The organism is Mesorhizobium sp. 2RAF45, from assembly GCF_052115225.1.
GTDB lineage: Bacteria > Pseudomonadota > Alphaproteobacteria > Rhizobiales > Rhizobiaceae > Mesorhizobium > Mesorhizobium jarvisii.
Map to the genome: position 1 here is coordinate 57,306 of NZ_JBFRGG010000020.1, position 19,558 is coordinate 76,863.

Consider the following 19,558-nt stretch of genomic DNA (forward strand, 5'->3'; position numbering starts at 1 on the left):
GCCTCTAGATCCGAACCGCCGCGGCCATGCCTGAACTGGTCAGCGCCGCCGCCTTGACCAGGCCCGCGCCAAGTGCTGCCCCTGCCCCTTCGCCATGGCTTATGCCGAGGTCAAGCAGCGGGCGGAAGCCAAGCAGTTCGGCGGCCCTGGCATGCGCGGGCTCCGGCGACAGGCTGGCGAGAAGACAGTGATCGAGGGCTCCAGGGTTCGCGGCATAAAGCACCGCCGCGGCAGCCGTTGCGGCAAAGCCGTCGAGCAGCACGGGTATCTTCTGCATCCGCGCGGCGAGAATGGCGCCGGCTATCGCGGCGAACTCGCGGCCGCCGACCCGGCGCAGCACTTCCAGCGGGTCGTCGAGATGGCCGTGGTGAAAGGCCAGCGCCGCATCGACCACATCGGCCTTGCGGACCTGCATCGCCGCGTCGGCGCCGGATCCCGGGCCAACCCAGTCGGCACCCCTGCCCCCGAACAGCGCGGCAAGCAAAGCGGCGGCGACGGTGGAATTGCCGACGCCGAGATCGCCGAGGCAAAGCAGGTCCGTGCCGCCCGCGATCGCTTCCATGCCGAAAGCCATGGTCGCCGCGCATCCGCGCTCGTCAAGCGCGGCATCCTCTGCGATGTCGCCGGTCGGGATATGCAGGGCAAGATCGAACACCTTCAATCCCAGATCACAGGCAATGCAGATCTGGTTGATCGCCGCACCGCCTGCCGCGCAAAGCTCGACAGCGTTGGCGGTTGCCGCCACCGGGCGCGGCGAAATGCCATGACGGGTCACGCCGTGATTGCCGGCAAAGACAGCCATCAGCGGCCGTGTTGCCGCGGGCGGAGCCCGGCCGCTCCACGCGGCAAGCCACGCCGCGATGTCCTCGATGCGGCCGAGCGAATGCACTGGCTTGTCGGCCTTGGCAAACAGCGCGCGCACGCGCGCTTCGGCTTTGAGGTCGGCCGCCGGCAGATTGTCGAGCAAGTTGCGAAAGTCGTCGAAAGGCAGAGCGCTGGTCATGTCGTGAGCAATCATTCCTGGATTTCGTGAGCGGCATAGCCGCGTTGCGTGATCGGCACAACCTCTCCCAAACATCCGCCTTGATTGCCGCAAAGATGGCCTGGGAAGACGCGATCGCGAGGGCTTGCATTGGCTTTGCCGTTGCACCATGTGGAGGTGGAAGAGCGGAGTCCGCACGGATCCCGCGAGAGAAAGTCATGACGGCCATCGAATCCCCCTGCATCCTGGTCTGCTCGATCGACATGAAAACCGGCTTCTGCTTCGGTTGCGGCCGCACGCGCGAGGAAATCGGCGCCTGGATGGGGATGACGCCCGAAACGCGCCGCAATGTGATGGCCGAACTGCCGGCCCGACTGGAAACGGTCGAGCGCCGGCCGCGCCGCGAAACGCGCCGCACCCGCATGGCGCGCGAACGCGACGCACTCTAGGGCAGTTCTCCGTTTCACGGAAAACGGCGAACCGCACTAACTCTTTGTTTTAACGCAATTCTCATGGGAAAACCGTTCACGCTTTTCCTGGAATTGCTCTAGCGAGGCACGGATGAGCAGCCGACTGTTCTGGATTCTGATGGCGGTGATCGGCGTGGGCGCGGCCCTGCTCGTGCTCAATGATTCCGCCGGCAGCACGCTTGGGGTCGAGAATTACGATTTTGGCCGGCTGATCTGGCTTGGCGCCTTCGGCGCCCTGATCGGCGCCGGCCTGCTGCGATCAGGCCGCCCATTGGGCGACATGGCCCGCAGTTTCGGCGCCTGGGCGGCAATCGTGCTGGCTCTGATCGCCGGCTACCAGTACCGCTACGAACTGCAAGACATCGCCAGCCGGGTGACCGCGGGTCTCGTTCCCGGCAGCCCGCTGGCGCTTGGCGTCGAAGACGGCCACGCCACGGTGACCCTCGACAAGGCCGACAATGGCCATTTCGAAGCGCGCATCCTGGTCAACGGCAACCCGATCCGGGCCGTTGTTGACACCGGCGCGACCAGCACGGTGCTGACGTCGGAAGATGCGCAAGCCGCCGGCTTCAATCCGGCCGCGCTCAATTACACGATACCGGTTTCGACAGCCAACGGCATGGCGCGCGCCGCCGCGGTCAAGACCGATGCGGTGGCGATCGGCGGCATCGTGCGTAAGGACATGCCGGTGATGGTCGCGGCCCCGGGCATGCTGAGCCAGAGCCTGCTCGGCATGAACTTCATCGGCTCGCTGTCGGGCTTCGACGTGCGTGGCGACCGCATGATCCTGCGGGACTGAGCTCAGGCCGCCTCGGCCGCCCCTCCACCGAATTCGACGGCCGCGAAAGCCGTCTTCAGCACGTCAGGCCCGGCACCGGGCCGGTTAGCGTCGGTCGACAGGATCTGGCGGTAACGGCGAGCACCCGGCAATCCGTGGAACAACCCGACCATGTGGCGGGTGACATGGCCGAGCCGCCCGCCCTGTTCGATGTGGCGCGCCGCATAGTCCGCCATGGCATCGATCAGTCCGGCGAAATCGAACGCCTCGGGCTTCGCGCCGTAGAAGCCGGCGTCGACGCCCGCCAGAATACCTGGCGTGTGGTAAGCGGCGCGGCCAAGCATGGCGCTGTCGACATGATCGAGATGCGCGCGTGCCTCCTCAAGCGACTGAATGCCGCCATTGATGCCGATGAATTTGCTCGGTTTTCCAGCCTTCAGCCGATAGACCCTGTCATAATCGAGCGGCGGGATGTCGCGGTTTTCCTTGGGGCTCAACCCCTCCAGCCACGCCTTGCGCGCATGCACCCACAAGGCGTCGGCGCCGGCCGTGAAAACCCCGTTCGCCAGCGCATCCAGCGCCGGCTCCGGATCCTGTTCGTCGACGCCGATGCGGCACTTGACGGTGACGGGTATTGCCACCGCCGCCTTCATTGCCGCGACGCAGTCGGCGACGAGGTCGGGCACCTTCATCAGGCAAGCGCCGAACGTGCCCGACTGGACGCGATCGGACGGACAGCCGACATTGAGGTTGATCTCGTCATAGCCGAAGGCTTCGCCAATGCGCGCCGCCTCGGCAAGTTTCGCCGGATCCGAGCCGCCGATCTGCAGCGCGACCGGATGTTCCACCGCATCAAAACCGAGCAGCCTTTCGCGCGCGCCCTGTATGACCGCGTCGGCCACCACCATTTCGGTGTAGAGCAGCGCATGGCTCGTCAGCTGACGATGGAAGAACCGGCAATGCCGGTCCGTCCAGTCCATCATTGGCGCCACGGCGAGTCTATGCTCTTGATTTTTCAGCATTTTTTCTTTAACATCAATTCGTTAGTCGAAAGCGCGGCCACGCCACTTTACGCCAGAATACGACCCTTTTCGCCACGTTTCGATCTCCCAGTGCACACGGAGCGCACACGAAAAAATGGCCACCTACACAAAACTCTCGTCCGGTTCCTGGCGCCTCCAAGTCCGTCGCAAAGGTCGCTACGTCAGCGAGACCCCTCCTGCGCCCCGACGCAGCACGGCGCTGGGCAACCGGAACTGTGTGCCAAGTCGATCGCGGTGAGACGCCGACCAAGTTCCGCACAGCGCCCAAAAAACTCTTCGGCGAACTCATCGACCTTCATATCGACGACATGTGCGATATAGGCAAGTCCCCTCGCCGCTCCAAGGCCGCATCCGGCAAACCCAAACCTTTCGCGCCCAGCTCCTTGGCGTAAGCAAGATTTCGCACGTTTGCGGGTCCAACGCCCACCACTTGCGGCCGTTTCTATACTGAGCAATACTGCTATTGGGGAAGTGTGGGTTGTTGGGGGCGTACTATGCCAATTTACGATGTCGCAGAGATGCGCCTCGATCGAATTATTAGATCGAGGGCGGTCGAAGCATGTAGTCCAGACGCGGCTGCATTGATCATGAATTCGCGCAGATCAATCTCCCAAAAATGGGAGAAAGATTGGGTCCGCGTGACTGACGAAAATGATGGGCGAGTATTCGCTTTCACAATCGCCAGGCGCGAGCGGATGGCCGACGATAAGGAAGTCGACGATCCGTGTGCGTGAGGTGCGGCAGACCTGAGAAGCGGACCGTCCGGCGGACACCATTCCGGGCAACCTCCAACGGAAATTAGCCAGTGCAACGATCGGATGACGTAGCAACAACTCGCCGGGCGAAGACCCCTGCCACCTCTAGCCCGGCGAGCCTGCTACCCGATCAGGAGCGTGATCAGGGCCCGGGATCACCCGGTGCCCCTGGTCCAACGCAAGATCGATGCCCAGCGCCCCTGTCCCGAAATGGGACGATAACGCCATATCGAGCGCCTTCTGCTTGTCTTTTGGTGGTGAACAGCGGTGCTCCAGTGCGCCTGTCGAAGACGTTGACCAGTAGGTCATTGCAGGCTTGTCGGGCATCAACGGCCCTCCCGTCCTTCATATGCATGCTTCGCGCATATTTACATTGGCGCATACGTCGACCAGCCGGCGGCGCCGTGCTCACAAACAGCCCGTCGGTTAGGCCCGGTTCCTATTCACATCCCAACTTATAGGCGCCGGGCCGTATATGGAGGACCCTCATGGAAGCAGTAGGCCTTTACCGGTGCCCTGGAATTCCGCCATTTGCCTGCATTGTAGAGCGGGCCAAGGCTAGTTACATCAGCCGGGACGCCYACAGAGCCGGCGGCTACAAGCCAGACTTCGACGCGTTGCCTTGGGAAGCTGAGTACAGGGCCGCAAAACAAAAGGCCTAGGAGGCAAAGAAACCTGCCCCATTCCTTTGAATGAGCGGCGGATCGTCGCCGGTGACATCCTTTACCGTCTTAAACAGCGCCTCATGCGTCCTTTGGAGAGCTCGGAAGTGCTCGCTGGTTGTGGGGATATAAGCCGCCTCACGATGTTCTTGTGGAGCGCTTCCGCCGCCGCCACCAAGCACTCCATTCAGCCTGAGATAGCTGCTTGGAAGATGTGGCTCTGGCCATTGGCGATCTCCATTTGGCGGTCGCCGCAATGGAGGATTATATTCCTCTACTCGATCGAGCGCACAAGGGCGATGATGCAGTTATCAACTGCGGTCGCCTGGAGGCGCGGACCGTCGAGCCTCTCTACCAGCCTTTGCCGCAGCACCGACAGCCGGTGGCTGGGTCAACCGGCCCTAAGGGCCAGTTATAATCCACGGGTTGGTATCATATCCCAGGTGCGGCTTATCCGGCTTTGTTCCGTCCGGCAATTTCGCTGTTCCGGTCAAGTTGCAGTCAAGCTCTGGCCTCGGCCTCTTGCTCGAATGCTTGGTAGAGCAAAGGGCCGTAGCATCACTGACGGCCACCTTCTTCTCCTTGGCAACGGCGACTCCAGTCGCAGCGATCACGAGTGCCGCGCAAACTATAACCACTCTCATCGTAATTCCCCACGGTTGCGCATCCCCAAGATGCTGGGAGTGACGTTACGTCAGTTTTATATTAGCGCAAGCGAATATTAAGACCATGCTCGCTTTGGGGACAAGGCTGAACCGAAGCCCGCCCCAGACAGTTTTGCCCCGGTCCGAGGCGGGCTGTGGAAGCGCGCTCGGCACGAGCTTTTTCGATCGTCGCGAAGCCTTTGCCTCCTGCTGGTTCCGCGCGGTTTCCGGAGATTGCGGGTGGCGGGTTTGCTGCTGATCAGACGATGCGCAACAGCTCGCGCAGGCGGACCGGTAATCTGGGCGAGGCCTGTAGCTCGGCGCAGCTCGTCTCCCATTGCCGCAGATATTCACCAATGGCCAGGCCGCTACGGCCGGGCCAGCGGTTGAGTGCCCCCAGCGCCTCGATGCAGTCCGGCGCGCGGTCGTATTCGGCGAGGATGGTCAGCGACATAGCCTGGGCGAACGGATTAAGGGCGGGCATTTCGATCTCGCCGCGATGATCGGTGAACCATGCCGCGGCGTCGCGGGTGAGCCCCTGGCTAACGTCGAGAGCCGTATAGCGGTCGATGATATCCTGGCGGTATCGGGCGATGGCATCGCCGAAGGCGTTGTCGCCGGCGAAGGGCGGGTTCTGCTTCCAGCTTCTCGCCAGACGCCCAAGCCCGCGCAGCGAGTGGGCCTCCACCATGGCTTCCTCGAGCCATTGGCAGGGCGGCGCCGGCTTGGCGTCCGGCTGCCAGCTGTTGCAGAGCACATGGCCGAGCTCGTGGCCGAACTGGTAGGCGAGCTTTGACCAGTCCCGTTCGCCGATGTCGACGATGATCCAGGCCATGCTGGTGCCGTCCGGATGCAGCCAGATGGCCGGCGTGCCAGAAGTGTGTTCGTCGACACGCAGCCGCGTCGGCTGGCGGTCGGATACAAGGCGGACGCCATCGAGGCAGGCATGCCGCATGCGCTCGACGACCTGATCAGCCGCGCCCTCAAGCATGCGGCCCCAGTCGCCGGCAAGCTCGATGGGCGCGGTGAGTAGGGAGGCAGGAAGAGTGGTCATTGGCGCCATGGCTGCGTAGCTCTTCGCGAGGACGTCCCGGTGCGTCAACGGTGCAGGAATCAAGCCTCCGGCCGCCGAGAGTCCAAAGAGTGTAACGAAATCTCGCCGTCGCACCTAGATTCCTGATGTCCGTTCGCCCGGATCTAAACTACCATGCCAATCCGCCAATGAAGAGGGCTCGGGGAGCAGATAGGGTATCAGGAGGAGGCAAGGCTATTTTTCGCATATGTACAGCATCGGACTGCTCAGCCTTGAGAGAGCCAAACATCGAAGTCTTGCAGCACCATTCCACTGGATTGGTTCTTCCGCACGATTGATACGCAAGGACTTCGCGTGTGTTCCCAGCCTGAGGGTGCCGAGTCGTGTCAGGATCTAGAAAGGAGACGAACGTTGAGTGAAAATCATGACTTTTTGACCACCGCAATGAAGATGCGGAATAGATATCTTAATGTTCTGGAAGCATCACTCACCGGAACCTTATATGGCGACGCGCCCATTGATCCGTGGGCGGGTGGGAAATATGATCCGAACAAGCGTGCCCTTGGGCGGGATTGGCCTGGATTGGCGCAAACTATGATTGGCTCCGCGAGAATGCGCAATCTGCGGCATTTATGCGAAACTGTAATCTTGAATGATATTCCTGGCGACTTCATTGAGACCGGAGTTTGGCGCGGCGGGGCATGCATTTTTATGAGAGGCATTCTTGCCTCGTACGCAGAGACCCAACGTCGGGTATTCGTCGCTGACAGTTTCGCTGGCCTTCCTCCTCCAAGCCCGGAAATCTACGCGGCGGACACTGGGGACATTCACCACACACATACGCAACTGGCGATTTCCCGGAAGGACGTAGAAGAAAACTTCCGCAGATATGACCTGCTTGACGATCAAGTTGTCTTTCTTGAGGGCTGGTTCAAGGACACGCTCCCTAATGCTCCGATACAAAAGCTAGCGATTCTCAGGCTCGACGGAGACATGTATGAATCAACAATTCAAGCTCTCGAATCGCTTTATCGCAAACTATCATATGGTGGATTTGTAGTTGTTGATGATTACTTTCTCGCCCCATGCGCTCAAGCAGTAAACGAATTCCGGGATAGAGAGGGTATTACCTCGCCATTAATTCCAATCGACGGMTGTGCAGTGTGGTGGAGGGTTTCCGAGGCTGCAAATCACGATTGACAAGGTTTTTCATGGGGATATGCCGTCAATTCTCTGGGTGATTCCGACATAGTTTTCTACGTCCCGCAAGCAAGAGTCGAAGGAGCAAGGATCACTACTTTGATTTTCGACAGCTTTACTGTAGTTTACTTATGTCAAAAGGCGATTTAAGGGATTCAAGATTCCCTTTGATTTGAGTTCGTGATTGATTCCGGCTGAAGGGAGACTGCGATGGGCAATCCGCTACCGCTTGAGTTGCGTCGGCGTGTTCTTGCAAATGTAGGCGGCGAGTTGCTTCATCATGGCCCGGCCACGCTTCGCTTTCAGTGCTATGCCTGAGCAAGCGAACCTACATTACTATTCACTAGTCAACAATTTTCCCAGCCGTATTACCTCTTAGAAAATTTCCATCACCTATTGTTAATCATCAAGATTATTACATCGGCTCCAGGCACGAATGCCCCCCGATCTGAGTTAGGCTAGTCCGCTGTCTCAAAAATCCGAGACCATCCCACTAAGCTCGGAAGAAGTATGTATGATAAACGAATTGTATCGGTCTGACCACATATGGATTTGTATCAATCATAGTAAGGATTGACTTCATCTCTCCGCTGGGATTAACGCCAATTCCTTTAAGATAGTCGTAAAACGGCCCTGAATCCGGATTGCATTCGTTCGTATGCCGGATGAGGAAATTGTCAACGATGCCTGCGCGCCAACGCTCTTTCAGATGATGACCCCAATATATATCGAGTCCCCACCCCGAAATTGACAAATCAAATGAGTGAAGCATCTCTCGCAGAAAGTCACGTCTGAAGAATGGTGCCATCACCTCGACCCAGTTTGTCGTCCGTAGTATTAGACCAGGGTGATGGCGCGTAAGCGCGATGACACAGGAACTGTCAGGGGTGAGAGACGGTTGCGCTATATCCAGTGAATATTCTTCGCAAAGTTTGAAAAAATCAACTGGATCAAATAGAATTTCAATRTCATCGTCCAGAAAAAAAACTCCCTCATAGATATTATGCAATCCCGTCGCCTCGAATAGCCGTTTGGCGCCATGCATCTTTGAGAGACCGCCGCCAAAAATGAGCTCGGCTCCGGTGCGGAAAGCGTCATCTGGGTGCGGGTCTGCATAGTAGTTTATCCCGACATCGTACTCCCGGCGCTCACTCAGAGGCTCAGAAAACAAGGAGGGGCGGCGCTTGGAACCAGCGCGTATCAGAATCAAGTACCGCCTCGGTTCACGTGGGACAGTTAGTATCTGGATGTCGTCCGAGTTCTGAAACATTGACGATTCTCCGATGTCACGGTGGCGGTCTTCGGCATCAAATTTTGCCGATGAAGGGACGTGGCGCCGACGGCCCAGTGACGAGCATTTGAACCGGTGATTGCAATGGGTTTCTCATGCACCGATTTGCGCCATGTCCCACAGACACATCGCCTTCGATGCGTAGTGTTCCTCCGGCATGACTAGGAGTGGCAGGGGCAGTGAGAATGGCGGTTGCTGTAAGTTGAGAAATCCGAATCCGCCCGTTTCCCGCGCAATGTCCTGTGCCGAGGTCGAATGGCTTGAGGTGAACAGCCAGCGCGCGCCGGACTTCTTGAAGTTGCGTAGCACGCGCCAAATATCGGGCTCGGTCAGATGCTGCAGACAGTCGCGTGAAAAAATGAGGTCAACGTTCGGCAGTGGCTCAGCAGCAAGATCGAGCGCGTGAAATTCGCGATCCGCATATCGCATGCCGTTCGTTTCGATGACCTCCGGCACGATATCGCAGCCAATGTAGTGCGTTTTGCCCAAGTCGACGAAGCGCATCCAGTTGAAGTCACCGCAGGGCGCATCGAGCATGGAGTTCACATCCAGTGCGCGCAAAAGCATCGGCAGTACGGTTCGGACACGATGCGTCGTTGCGTATGCTGAACCGAGTCCGGAGCGCGATTCCGCGGAGCCCCACTCGTTGCTTTGGTAAATGCGCGCGAACGCTTCGCGGGAATCATCGGGCGTGCTTTGCGTCATCGAGTGCACCTCATGTTACTCGTCGCATCGACATTGGCGCGCGACAACATCGTGCGCGCGTCGAGCCAATGCTGTCTGTTGTGCTTCCATGACAAACTAGCTCGGCTCTCGGTGATCTGTGTCTGCCCGGTCTGACGGCGGTTCGGTATCGTGAATGACGAGTGGTGGCATGCAAACGTAAGCTTGCATCGAGCCATATGCCGCACACATCGCGCAATCGATACCCGTGTCATCGAGGATGACGGCAGTTCCAGAAAAGGGAATTTGTCTGCTTCGTAGCGGCAGACACTTTTCCAGAAGTATTCGCGCGCCTCGTGGTGTGACTGTGTAAGCCTGAGTCCCAAATGAGTGCTCTACCTTGATGAGGGATCGAGAAAATTTCTCGGCCTGAAACAAGGTGGGTTTATCTTGATATCGACGATCGTAAAATTCCAACTTGGCTTTGGAGAAGCCGAGATTTACCCAAATAAACAACGGATCGTATATATATCCCCACTGTATCAAATCCCAGCTTTCCGGTGCTTGAGATAGTATATTGACGGATTCCTCCACAAATCGAAACGATGCTCGAACGTCGTCTTCAAAAATAGTTATCGTCTTGTTCTCTGAAACCGCCAGCTTCCATAAGCCGATATGGGATAGAGCGCATCCCAAAGTGCCCGGGGGGTACGCACAATCATTGGTGATCAGACCTTCCTTTATGAGCGCCTCCCTGTCGAGAGAAGTGCCGTCAACGGCCGACACACGAACCGTATTGTGCGTTAGGTGCCAGTTATTGCTTTGATACCTGCTCCAGCGCTCGACGCTGCGGTCGAGGTTTATCAGGTGTATTTTCGGCGGATCCTTCGGCTCGACATGTCGATCTGGCATCGGTACGGCGCCCGGAGGCGTGGCGGCAGTGAATACCGGCGTGTCGCCCGCACCGTGCAACAGCGCTCGGGCGCGCTCGATCCCGTCACTCACATAATATTGGCCATCGCCGAAGGTGATGTAGCCATAGACTTGTCGGTTATCCATATACTGGACGATGCCGGCCTTGCGGGCGCTGTCGGCAAAGATCACGTACTCGTAGCGCGATGTCGCGTCCTCGTATGTCAGTTCGGGCAGTACGTCGGCGCGGACAAGATAGGTGCAGTGCACAAGCGGCATCTCGATAATGCCGCGCACGTGGCGGTTGAGCACCCATCCATATTGATCGCACTGCATATAGTAGCCGTTGGCGTCGATTTCGGCGTGGTAGTTCGAATAGTATTGCCCGGGAGAGATGGAGCGAAGCAGGGGAGCGACGATCGGCACGTCGAGCGCGACAAGCTCGCGTAGCGTGGCCGGTCGCACGAAATTATCGACGTCGGCAACGAAATAGAAATCGCAGCTGTGTTCGAGAGTTTTCCGCAAACTTATGTTGCGGATTCGGCCAAGCACCCTGAAGCGCGTCTCGTTCCATTCGTGTTCGCCAAACTGCTCGACTCTATCGGCCACGTTGGAGGCATCGAATTCAACCGCGGCATAGAGGTGACCAACGCGCTCCACCCATTCGCGCAGTATGTGCTCGGTCCTGTCGGTGTTGTTGTTTGTCCTGATGTACAGGACGATCGACGCCTTCGGGTAGTCGAGCGCCTCGATGCACTCAAGGTACAGCGGCAGTGCCGGCTCTTTCTGCTTTGCCAGGATTGTCACCAGGATGCGCGGCGTGCCCTCGATGCGCGACCGCAACGAACGCTGCGGGACGAGCCTGTGCTGGTCGATCAAGCTCTCGGTCCCGAACGCCCCAAGTTTCGGCGGCTCATTGAGCGGAAGCTTGCCGGTGGCGAAGCGCGCGTTGGCCACCACACGCTTCGCCATTTCCGCAGGCAATTTGTCGGAGGCGAGCAATTTTAGACAAGCGTCGAGCGATTCCCGGTAAGCGCCTGCCCAGTAGGCATTGACGGCAAACTCGTCGAGCACTCCGTAATCGTAGACCCAGGGCTGAATGAAAAGTCCGGCGGGTTGAACAAGGTCGAGCCCTCGACGCGCAAATTCCGTTCCTTCCGCATTCCGGCCCTGGTTGCGGCAATAGAGGCTCGCGGCGTGTAGAGCCTCCGCGCGGGCGGGGACGACCTGCGCCGCGCGCTCAAAGGCGGCAACGACCTCGTCGAATGGCCGCCCCAATGCTGCCATGAGGTTGCCCGCCTCGAGCAGGCTGACATAGACCTCCTCGTCCCAAAAACCTAGATCGGCGCGCTTCAGATAGTTCGCGAGTGATTTTTCACGCTCGCCGGAATCCCTGTAGCTCTGCGCCAGATAGAAGGTGTATCGCGAAACAAGGAAGGGGTCGGTCTCCGTTGCAAGCGCATTTTCAAGAACGGCCGAGTCGTCCTGGTACTTTCGCGGGTTTTGACTGCGTGCTCCGCCACGCCCCGTCGCCACGCGAAAACCCTTGGCGGTCTCCCGCGTGAGATGGCCAGGAGGGGCCTCGAGATATTCGTGCAGAACGCCCTTGAAGGCGAACGGCAGACGGTTGCGGCAGATCTGCGGGCGATAAAACGAAATGCCACCATGTGACACCTCGACGTCGTATAAATCGTGTTCCATCTGCGACTTGAACCTGATCGGATCGAAGTCGGCGTCCCGGATCAGAACATCGTCCGCGTCGATGATCATTGCATAGTCGACAGTCTCGACTTTACGCAATCGTTCAAGGGCGAAGGTACGGTTGTACGCGAAGTCCCGCCACGGCTCGTCAATGACAGCGCCTTGGACACCGTGATCGGCGAGGAAGCCGCGTATCAGGTCTTGCGTGCCGTCTTCGGAACCCGTGTCGACGATGAGCACGTAGTCGACAAGGGGGAGCACGCTGGCGAGGCATTGCAGGATGACCTTCGTCTCGTTCTTGACAATCATGCACAGGCCGATGGTGCTCATGCGATTCCTTCAGCTGAGCAGCGGTCGTTGCGCGCCTGCTCGAAATTGTGGAATGGGAATTCGTGCAGCTCGCCCGGCAGGTTGCGGGCAGCGAAGAACAATTTGATGAAATCCTGGGTCCCGTCGGTCGAGCCGGTATCGCCGATGACACAGCAGTCGATGTGGTCGGCAACTGCCGCGAGACAGCGTTGAAGGTTCGCCATCTCGTTCTTGACGATCATGTTGAGGCAGAGCCGCTTGCCGTTCGCCATTCGTGATCCATCGGCCCTCAATGTGACTGTCGGCGATAAGGACGGTTCGCGTGTCGCCGCGCCATGCCGGATCCGTTTCGATGCGGATTTGCCAAGTCTCGATCGCTCATGCCTTCCCCCCGCTGTCGCTGTCCACTTGCCAGTCCGGCCGCGCAACAGCTGATATTTCCAAAAAGCCGATCATTCCTTCTCACGGATCTCACAGGTCGTCCTCTGGAAACCGCGCTTAACCTTATCCATCGTGGTTAGCAGCCAGCCGTCGTGCCGGCCCGGCGGCAACCGCGATCGTGAAAGGACCCTGCCCCAACTGCAACCGCCGGCATTCACCGCTTCGTCCGGTCACCGGTTTAGGTTCGGTATTTCGCCGCCATTTGCAGGCTGCCGTCAAGGTCGAGGCACCCACATCCGCTGACACATTGCCAACCCGTCTGGCTGCGCCATCGTCGATGGGTTTGCATGGAAGATGGAGACCTTCAATTGCTGTCCGAAGCAGGCAGGATTGCAAGTAATCCTAGTAAGCATCTGATTTTCATAACAGTTTTCTAACCCAGCCCGCTGCTATTGTTAAAGCGGCGCTACCCTGCTTTCAGCTAATTTAGTAATTGCTTAATTTATAGTTTACAACTTGCTAAATTTCGAATTTACTAAAATGCGGTGTTGAGGGACGCCCGCGGATCGGACGGCCGCATGCCCGAATTTCTGCGTAAGTCTCTCTCAGGGAGTTGAGTTAGAGGGTCTGGGTAATCAGGGCCGTTTGGCAGATTGTAAGGTGCGTCCCCAGGGCGCGCCAACGGTGTGTCGTGTCCATGCCCTCCCCTTTGGAGGCGGACGGCCTCCCATTCCTTCGAGAGTTGTCGCCGAGACGTCAGCGTCACGGTAACGGGAGTGGGTTGTGATTCAAGTGGCATCGCGTGCGTATCGCAAGAGCTGTGCAGGCCCCGGACTGCACGGGGTCGATAGAACACTGCGGCTAGGCGTCGTCAGAACCGACCGGCCGAATGGGCTGACCGGCGCGCCTCGGCCCGCGTTTCCGAACCCTTTTTCATCCATCCCTCGATATCCGATTTCGGAACGATCTTCCGGAACCGGAGGCAAGAGGCCAGTCGATCGCTCCCGCAGCGAAACTCCGGCCGCGCGGCCGGGCGCTCGGAACGAATTTCATCGATGCACTGTCGCACGCACTTCGAACACCAGATGCGCTGACCTGGCCGGGCGGCAGGCATTTGGCGCCAACGGCAATTGACGGCGCGGCACTGTGGCCGCGGACCAAGGAGGATAGGATGAGCTACATAGCAGGGTTTGCAGTGATGGAAGTTGCCGTTAGAGGCGTCTTGCCCATCGGCGACACCACCGAAAATGTGCCTTATTTTATCCTGGACACGGCCAAGAACGCCGTTGTCGGCCAGGTCATTCTTCCCAAGGCCGTCAAGCGAAGCCTCGCCGTCGCTCTCACCGTCAAGGTTCCCGCCGCAGCCGGCTCATTTGCGATTGGCACGTTCGACGATGGCGGGAATTTCCAGGCCTGTAGCTTCCTCCGCGTAGAGAGCCCCGCTGTCGAACGGCCTAACGGCGCCGTCGGCTCGTCGGGAAGATGACCGCGCCGCCCAAAGATCCTTCTTCCGACCGCTCGCCGGCCAGCCGATGGGCGGTTTTCCCTTGAATTGAATTCGAAGCCAACAGGAGCCAGTCATGGCCCGTGCCTCTGAGATTCTCTTTGTCGATCCTTCAGTCTCCGATCTCCAGACGGTTCTCGGCAACGTGCGACCCGAGGTTCAAGCGATTGTGCTCGACGGCCGCCTGCCGGCGGCGCGGCAGATCGCTGCCGCGCTCGCAGGGCACGAAGGGCTCGATGCGGTGCACGTCATCGCACATGGCGCATCTGGGCGGATCAGCTTCACTGCCGGAGAATGGTCATCAGCCACATTGAAGGCAGAGGCAGAGGATCTTGCCGCAATCGGCCGGGCGCTTGCCGCGGACGGCGAACTGCGGCTGTGGAGCTGCGAAACGGCATCGGGGAATGCTGGCGAGACCTTTGTGGCGGCGCTGGAAGAAGCCGTAGGCGCGGACGTCTGCGCGTCGAGATCGCTGGTTGGCGCAGCGGCCCTCGGTGGCACCTGGCAAATATTCGCACGCGCGAGCGCACCCATGCCCCTGCCGCCGCTGACCTCAGATGGAATGGCAAGTTACGCCGGAGTGCTTGCATCGGGTGATCTGACACTCAACGGCACGATACAAGGAAACGGCAACGCAAGTTCCGTCAACACCTATTATCTGGTGGATACAACCTTAGGTTCTAACGTAGTAGTTGGCAGCTTTCAACTTCCAAATGCTACTAATGCCGGCCTCGCACTTGCGTTTTCTATCACTATAACAATTCCAAATACGACCCATAGTTATACTATTTACGACAATAGTTTCGATGTATTTGGTACACTTACCCCCCTCGTCCCTGGTGTTAGTTATACGTTCGCGGCCGGTGCTGCTAACGGCACACACAACAATACATTTACGCCGGCGACTCTCAACCTCACGCAGTCAGGCGCCACTGGCCCGGCTGGCGCGACGGGCGCGACCGGAGCCACAGGTGCGACCGGGGCAACGGGCGCGACAGGAGCCACGGGCTCTACTGGCGCGAGCGGCTCGTCGGGTGCGACTGGCTCGACCGGCGCAACGGGCGCGACTGGGGCAACGGGCTCGACAGGTTCGACCGGGGCGACAGGTTCGACCGGGGCGACCGGTGCGACCGGCGATACAGGCGCGACTGGCTCGACCGGAGCAACCGGCTCGACCGGAGCGACAGGCGCCACCGGTGCGACGGGTGATACCGGAGCAACTGGCTCGACTGGGGCAACTGGTTTGACCGGCTCGACCGGAGCCACAGGTGCGACCGGAGATACAGGTGCCACAGGCTCGACCGGCGCGACAGGTTCGACCGGCGCAACTGGCTCGACGGGGGCGACTGGTGATACCGGCGCCACGGGTTCCACCGGGGCGACTGGCTCGACAGGAGCAACCGGAGCGACGGGTTCGACCGGCTCGACCGGAGCCACAGGTGCGACCGGAGATACAGGTGCCACAGGCTCGACCGGCGCGACAGGTGCGACCGGCTCGACCGGCGCAACTGGCTCGACGGGGGCGACTGGTGATACCGGCGCCACGGGCGCCACGGGTTCCACCGGGGCGACTGGCTCGACAGGAGCAACCGGCTCGACCGGAGCGACGGGTTCGACCGGCGACACGGGTTCGACCGGAGCAACTGGCTCGACTGGGGCAACTGGTTCGACCGGCGCCACTGGGTCGACTGGTGCAACTGGCTCGACCGGGTCGACTGGTTCGACTGGTGACACCGGAGCGACTGGATCGACTGGGGCAACCGGAGCAACCGGCTCGACTGGCTCGACTGGTGCGACAGGTTCCACCGGTGCGACTGGCTCGACCGGAGCAACTGGCTCGACTGGGGCAACTGGCTCGACCGGAGCAACAGGCTCGACTGGCTCGACTGGTGCGACAGGTTCCACCGGTGCGACTGGCTCGACCGGAGCAACTGGCTCGACCGGAGCAACTGGCTCGACTGGGGCAACTGGTTCGACCGGGGCGACAGGCTCGACTGGCTCGACTGGTGCGACAGGTTCCACCGGTGCGACTGGCTCGACCGGAGCAACAGGTGCGACCGGAGCGACTGGCTCGACCGGCGCAACCGGTTCGACCGGTGCCACCGGCTCGACCGGAGCAACCGGCTCAACCGGGGCAACTGGTTCGACCGGGGCGACAGGCTCGACTGGTGCGACAGGTTCCACCGGTGCGACTGGCTCGACCGGAGCGACCGGCTCAACCGGCGCCACGGGCTCGACCGGAGCGACTGGATCGACCGGAGCGACTGGAGCGACCGGCTCAACCGGAGCAACCGGTTCGACCGGCGCGACGGGCTCGACCGGTGCAACGGGCTCGACCGGAGCAACCGGCTCAACCGGAGCGACCGGCTCAACCGGAGCGACCGGCTCAACCGGAGCAACCGGTTCGACCGGCGCCACGGGCTCGACCGGCGCGACAGGCTCGACCGGGGCAACTGGCTCGACCGGCGCCACCGGCTCGACCGGTGCGACTGGTTCGACCGGCGCCACTGGTTCGACCGGCGCCACGGGCTCGACCGGCGCCACGGGCTCGACCGGAGCAACTGGCTCGACCGGCGCGACTGGCTCGACCGGCGCCACCGGTTCGACCGGCGCCACCGGTTCGACCGGTGCCACCGGCTCGACCGGCGCCACGGGCTCGACCGGCGCGACTGGGTCGACCGGCGCCACCGGTTCGACCGGCGCCACCGGTTCGACCGGTGCCACCGGCTCGACCGGCGCCACGGGCTCGACCGGCGCGACTGGGTCGACCGGCGCCACTGGTTCGACCGGTGCCACGGGCTCGACCGGAGCAACTGGCTCGACCGGAGCAACTGGCTCGACCGGCGCCACGGGCTCGACCGGCGCGACTGGCTCGACCGGCGCCACCGGCTCGACCGGCTCGACCGGCGCCACCGGTTCGACCGGTGCGACGGGTTCGACCGGTGCCACGGGCTCGACCGGAGCAACTGGCTCGACCGGAGCAACTGGTTCGACCGGCGCAACCGGCGCCACCGGCTCGACCGGAGCCACCGGCTCGACCGGAGCCACCGGCTCGACCGGCGCGACTGGCTCGACCGGCGCCACTGGTTCGACCGGCGCCACGGGCTCGACTGGCTCGACTGGCTCGACCGGCGCCACCGGTTCGACCGGAGCAACCGGCTCGACCGGCGCGACTGGCTCGACCGGCGCCACTGGTTCGACCGGCGCCACGGGCTCGACTGGCTCGACCGGCGCCACCGGCTCGACCGGCTCCACCGGCGCCACCGGCGCCACCGGTTCGACCGGCGCCACTGGTTCGACCGGTGCGACGGGTTCGACCGGTGCCACCGGCTCGACCGGAGCAACTGGCTCGACCGGTGCGACGGGTTCGACCGGCGCAACTGGCTCGACCGGAGCCACCGGCTTGACCGGCGCGACTGGCTCGACCGGAGCGACTGGATCGACCGGGGCAACCGGTTCGACCGGTGCGACGGGTTCGACCGGTGCCACGGGCTCGACCGGAGCAACTGGCTCGACCGGCGCCACCGGATCGACCGGAGCAACTGGCTCGACCGGCGCGACTGGCTCGACCGGCGCCACTGGTTCGACCGGCGCCACCGGCGCGACTGGCTCGACCGGCGCCACCGGCTCGACCGGCTCGACCGGCGCCACCGGCGCCACCGGTTCGACCGGTTCGACCGGTGCCACGGGCTCGACAGGAGCAACAGGCTCGACCGGTTCGACCGGCGCAACCGGCTCGACCGGAGCAACCGGCTCGACGGGCGCAACTGGCTCGACCGGAGCCACCGGCTCGACCGGAGCCACCGGTTCGACCGGCGCAACCGGCTCGACTGGTGCGACTGGCTCGACCGGCGCGACGGGTTCGACCGGGGCAACCGGCTCGACCGGAGCAACTGGTGCAACCGGCTCGACCGGAGCAACTGGTGCGACAGGATCGACCGGGGCAACCGGTTCGACTGGCGCCACTGGCTCGACAGGAGCAACTGGCTCGACCGGCGCGACAGGCTCGACCGGCGCCACGGGCTCTACCGGCTCGACCGGAGCAACGGGTTCGACAGGGGCAACTGGCTCGACCGGCGCGACTGGCTCGACCGGAGCAACCGGAGCGACTGGTGCGACCGGAGCGACTGGATCGACAGGGGCAACTGGTTCGACCGGTGCCACCGGCTCGACCGGTGCCACCGGCTCGACAGGCGCAACTGGCTCGACCGGAGCCACCGGTTCGACCGGCGCCACCGGCTCGACCGGCGCCACCGGCTCGACCGGGGCAACCGGCTCGACAGGTGCCACCGGCTCGACAGGTGCCACGGGTTCGACAGGTGCCACGGGTTCGACCGGAGCAACCGGAGCGACCGGAGCAACTGGCTCCACCGGCGCGACGGGTTCGACAGGGGCAACTGGCTCGACCGGCGCGACAGGCTCGACCGGGGCGACCGGCTCGACCGGAGCAACCGGCTCGACTGGTGCGACTGGCTCGACCGGCGCCACTGGCTCGACCGGAGCTACCGGCGCCACCGGCTCGACTGGTGCGACCGGACCAACAGGCTCGCCTGGTCCGACGGGGTCGACTGGAGCAACCGGCCCAGGCGGTCAGACCGGTGATCATGGTCATGGCAATAACGGCCACGGCAATGGACAGCAGGACGCGCCGGGCAATTCCGGGGACCATAACAATGCCGACAACAGCAGCCATCAGGGACAGGGCAACTCTTCCGGAGGCCAAGGCAACGGCGGTAATAACGCCAACGTCACGGCCAGCACGCTGGGGCTGACGGACACGGCGGAGTTCCTGCAGTCCGGCTCGCCCGACGGCAACAGTGATCCCGGCAAGCATGCGTCGTTCGGCCAACTGGTCGGCCTTGCGGCGACTTCGGTGACGACAGACCTGCTGAACGTCCTCAAGACAATCAGCGGATCTGGCAACAACCAGAACAAGCCTTCCGGAGCGAGCACGGATCTCACCTCGGATCAGACCAAGCCTGGCGCCGGCTACGCCAGCAACGACCACACCGTCAAGACGTCCCTGAAGGATCTCTTGAAGCCGCACGACTGAGTGGCGAATGGACCTGGACGGTAACCGGTCCAGGTTGGCGAACGGGCGCGCGGGCKTCGCTGGAAAGCGGAGCCCGCGCGCTTTTCATTCGTGCTCTGTCGGCTCGCGCAGCATCGTAGGGCATGCCTGGTACCAGGGTCAGCCGCCTGCAGGCGTGTCCGCTTCCGGCCCAGCCAT

General features: G+C 61.5%; 12 protein-coding genes and 1 pseudogene. 6 read left to right on the top strand and 7 right to left on the bottom strand.

Annotated elements, in window-relative coordinates:
• Window positions 1-4: 4 nt before the first annotated feature.
• Complete coding sequence (locus AB4Z43_RS31195) at window positions 5-1,003, bottom strand: nicotinate-nucleotide--dimethylbenzimidazole phosphoribosyltransferase (RefSeq protein WP_441940586.1); 999 nt, start codon at window positions 1,001-1,003, stop codon at window positions 5-7.
• Between the two features lie 197 nt (window positions 1,004-1,200).
• Between AB4Z43_RS31195 and AB4Z43_RS31200 the strand changes: the two genes are divergently transcribed.
• Both AB4Z43_RS31200 and AB4Z43_RS31205 read left to right on the top strand, forming a co-directional pair.
• Window positions 1,201-1,431 carry a DUF1289 domain-containing protein gene (locus tag AB4Z43_RS31200; protein ID WP_010909481.1) on the top strand — a complete coding sequence of 77 codons (231 nt, stop codon included), beginning with the start codon at window positions 1,201-1,203 and terminating at the stop codon, window positions 1,429-1,431.
• A 112-nt stretch (window positions 1,432-1,543) separates the two neighbouring features.
• Window positions 1,544-2,251: a TIGR02281 family clan AA aspartic protease gene (locus tag AB4Z43_RS31205; RefSeq protein ID WP_038646810.1), complete on the top strand. Its 708-nt coding sequence runs from the start codon at window positions 1,544-1,546 to the stop codon at window positions 2,249-2,251.
• 2 nt (window positions 2,252-2,253) lie between these two features.
• On the opposite strand, the gene dusA is transcribed toward AB4Z43_RS31205, so the two are convergent.
• Both dusA and AB4Z43_RS31215 read right to left on the bottom strand, forming a co-directional pair.
• Window positions 2,254-3,252, bottom strand: coding sequence for a tRNA dihydrouridine(20/20a) synthase DusA (dusA, locus tag AB4Z43_RS31210; protein WP_038646812.1), 999 nt, complete (start codon window positions 3,250-3,252; stop codon window positions 2,254-2,256).
• 2,341 nt (window positions 3,253-5,593) lie between these two features.
• Window positions 5,594-6,388 (bottom strand): hypothetical protein, encoded by a 795-nt coding sequence (locus AB4Z43_RS31215; RefSeq protein WP_441940587.1) that lies wholly within the window; start codon window positions 6,386-6,388, stop codon window positions 5,594-5,596.
• A gap of 390 nt (window positions 6,389-6,778) precedes the next feature.
• On the opposite strand from AB4Z43_RS31215, the gene AB4Z43_RS31220 reads away from it, so the two are divergent.
• A complete protein-coding gene (locus AB4Z43_RS31220) occupies window positions 6,779-7,567 on the top strand; it encodes a TylF/MycF family methyltransferase (protein ID WP_441940589.1) in 789 nt (262 codons plus the stop codon).
• A 493-nt stretch (window positions 7,568-8,060) separates the two neighbouring features.
• Here AB4Z43_RS31220 and AB4Z43_RS31225 read toward each other — a convergent pair whose 3' ends face one another.
• The 4 genes from AB4Z43_RS31225 to AB4Z43_RS31240 all read right to left on the bottom strand — a co-directional run bounded on the left by AB4Z43_RS31225 (window position 8,061) and on the right by AB4Z43_RS31240 (window position 12,685).
• On the bottom strand, window positions 8,061-8,777 hold the full coding sequence (locus AB4Z43_RS31225) for a hypothetical protein (RefSeq protein ID WP_441940591.1): 717 nt from the start codon (window positions 8,775-8,777) through the stop codon (window positions 8,061-8,063).
• A 174-nt stretch (window positions 8,778-8,951) separates the two neighbouring features.
• Window positions 8,952-9,563 (bottom strand): class I SAM-dependent methyltransferase, encoded by a 612-nt coding sequence (locus AB4Z43_RS31230; RefSeq protein ID WP_441940593.1) that lies wholly within the window; start codon window positions 9,561-9,563, stop codon window positions 8,952-8,954.
• 96 nt (window positions 9,564-9,659) lie between these two features.
• On the bottom strand, window positions 9,660-12,464 hold the full coding sequence (locus tag AB4Z43_RS31235; RefSeq protein ID WP_441940595.1) for a glycosyltransferase family 25 protein: 2,805 nt from the start codon (window positions 12,462-12,464) through the stop codon (window positions 9,660-9,662).
• A complete protein-coding gene (locus AB4Z43_RS31240) occupies window positions 12,461-12,685 on the bottom strand; it encodes a hypothetical protein (RefSeq protein ID WP_441940597.1) in 225 nt (74 codons plus the stop codon). Before AB4Z43_RS31240 ends, AB4Z43_RS31235 begins: the two co-directional genes overlap by 4 nt.
• A 1,310-nt stretch (window positions 12,686-13,995) precedes the next feature.
• Here AB4Z43_RS31240 and AB4Z43_RS31245 point away from each other — a divergent pair.
• The 3 genes and pseudogenes from AB4Z43_RS31245 (at window position 13,996) to AB4Z43_RS31255 (ending at window position 19,381) form a co-directional block, all read left to right on the top strand.
• On the top strand, window positions 13,996-14,310 hold the full coding sequence (locus AB4Z43_RS31245) for a hypothetical protein (RefSeq protein ID WP_441940599.1): 315 nt from the start codon (window positions 13,996-13,998) through the stop codon (window positions 14,308-14,310).
• A gap of 94 nt (window positions 14,311-14,404) precedes the next feature.
• A pseudogene (locus AB4Z43_RS31250) lies at window positions 14,405-14,854 on the top strand (DUF4347 domain-containing protein); the annotation flags it as partial.
• Between the two features lie 717 nt (window positions 14,855-15,571).
• On the top strand, window positions 15,572-19,381 hold the full coding sequence (locus tag AB4Z43_RS31255) for a hypothetical protein (RefSeq protein WP_441940608.1): 3,810 nt from the start codon (window positions 15,572-15,574) through the stop codon (window positions 19,379-19,381).
• The last annotated feature ends 177 nt before the right edge of the window (window positions 19,382-19,558 follow it).